Source organism: Microvirgula sp. AG722, from assembly GCF_003269145.1.
GTDB lineage: Bacteria > Pseudomonadota > Gammaproteobacteria > Burkholderiales > Aquaspirillaceae > Microvirgula > Microvirgula aerodenitrificans.
The window spans coordinates 1-1,812 of record NZ_QLTJ01000041.1 but is presented as its reverse complement, the minus strand read 5'-3'; the positions used below and the strand labels follow the sequence as shown (position 1 = coordinate 1,812).

Here is a 1,812-nt window from a genome sequence, read left to right as displayed (position 1 = left end):
TGTTCCTTGGCCATAAAGCGCGCCAGCGCGCGTTTGGTCGAGAAGCGTGGGAAGTTTTCCAGCTTGTCGAGGACCGACAGGCTGGATTGCTGAAATGCGGCTTCGGCCAGGCCGTAGGCGGTTTTGTCCTTGCGGCTGTGCCGGCCGGCGATGGCGCTATTGGGCAGGGCGGTGGGGGCGATCATGGGTTCTCCATCATGGCTGTGCTTGTCCATGGGGAGGCGTTACATGGCCGTGCGGCAGCTGAAGCCCTTGCTGCCGGCGGCTGGCAGTACTTTGCTGGCGCCTTGTACTGGCAGGTTGATCAGCTTGCCACCCTGGGGACGGACTTGCAGAGTCTTGGCCTTGCGGATCGCGGCCCAGCCGTAATTGAAGTTGTTGCTGCCTACGTGCGATGAGGTGTCGTAGAACGCGCTTAGGACCTTGCCGTCGACGATCAGGTCGAAGGGCGGATTCGGATCCATGCCGTAGTCGCGGCCGTTGACGGTCAGGGTGACGCTGGCCAGTTCGTCATAGTTGCTGCAGGCGATGTACAGCTGGGTTTTGCCGCTGACCACGACGTATTCACTGACACCTTGTCCCCAACCACTGGACCAGCGACCATTTTCGCCAAAGGCTTGAGCCTGGCCGGCGACGGTCAGGGCGGCGAGCAGGAGGAGATATTTCTTCATGGTGGAACCTTTCTTTCATTTTAAATAGGCAAAAAGCCCGAGCCGGCGTAAGCCAGTCCGGGCGTTGGGCGTTATCAGAAGAAGTGACGGATGAGACGGGAGAACACCGGGGCGAGTTTTTCAACGACCTTCGCTGCTGTTTCCCGTACCAGAGTGACAACTAGTGCTGAGGTGATGGTGTCCCACAGTCCTTGTTCCGCCGCCTGGCGGGACTTTTTTGAGACGTGTTCCTCGCGCGCTTCGCGGGCAATGCTCCAGCGCTTCTCTGCCGGCAGCACGCTGATGACGGTGTCGATCAACGCCACCAACTGGTAGCCCGCTTCAGCGGAGACGGGACATACCTGGCTGGGGGAAACCCCCAACTGCCGGCTGATGCTGGCGCGCTTGGTCTCGATATTGGCGGCCTGACGGGGACCGGGCAGATTGCGCTGCCAGTCCCATTCGCGGCTTGGCTCAATCTTGTCGACCTGGTTGATGACGAAGATCACCGGCACCTGGTGCTGGTCGGCGTAGGGCTGCACGATGTCGCGATAAACCTGCTCGTCCACACTCAGCGCCCGGTCGTCAGCCTTGATCACCCACAGGATCAGATCGAGCTCTTTCATCAGGCTGGCATACAGCTCGGTGTAGTCGGCGTCACGGGTGGTGCTTTCGCCCACGCCGGGGACATCGAGCAGCGACAGGCCCTTGCCGTTCTGATAGCTGAGGGTGATCTCCTGCGGATGGCGGGTGCAGGCTTCAACATCACTGACGCTGGCCGTTTCCTGACCGAACAGCGCATTGCACAGCGAAGACTTGCCGGCGCCAGTCTTGCCGAGCACGCCGACGACCGCCTGGTATTGCACGACCTGGCGGATACGCGCTCGCACGGCTTCCAGTTGCTCGGCTGTCAGGGCGGTGAGATGGGGACTGAGCTGATCAAACAGCCCGACCGAGGTATCCGGCTTGGGGCTGGATGGTGGTTCTTCGTCGCCCAGAGCGGGCCATTGGTTGAACATGGGACCCCTCCGTTAGCGTGTGATCAGCAGGCTGAGACCGAACAGGCTGAGCCAGGTCCAGAAATAGGCCGGGCGCTGGCGCAGTGACTGCGCGCGCTTCCACAGATAGACCGGAACAAGCAGCACCAGCTTGCCGAAGGCGG

At 61.3% G+C, this 1,812-nt stretch carries 3 protein-coding genes; all 3 read right to left on the bottom strand.

What is annotated here, in order from left to right:
- A partial coding sequence (locus DFO50_RS18680) for a hypothetical protein (protein ID WP_199489904.1) occupies positions 1–185 on the bottom strand: 185 nt, incomplete at its 3' end.
- Between the two features lie 39 nt (positions 186–224).
- Complete coding sequence (locus tag DFO50_RS18675; protein ID WP_112693016.1) at positions 225–671, bottom strand: hypothetical protein; 447 nt, start codon at positions 669–671, stop codon at positions 225–227.
- Between the two features lie 74 nt (positions 672–745).
- Complete coding sequence (locus tag DFO50_RS18670; protein WP_112693015.1) at positions 746–1,669, bottom strand: GTPase family protein; 924 nt, start codon at positions 1,667–1,669, stop codon at positions 746–748.
- Between the last annotated feature and the right edge of the window lie 143 nt (positions 1,670–1,812).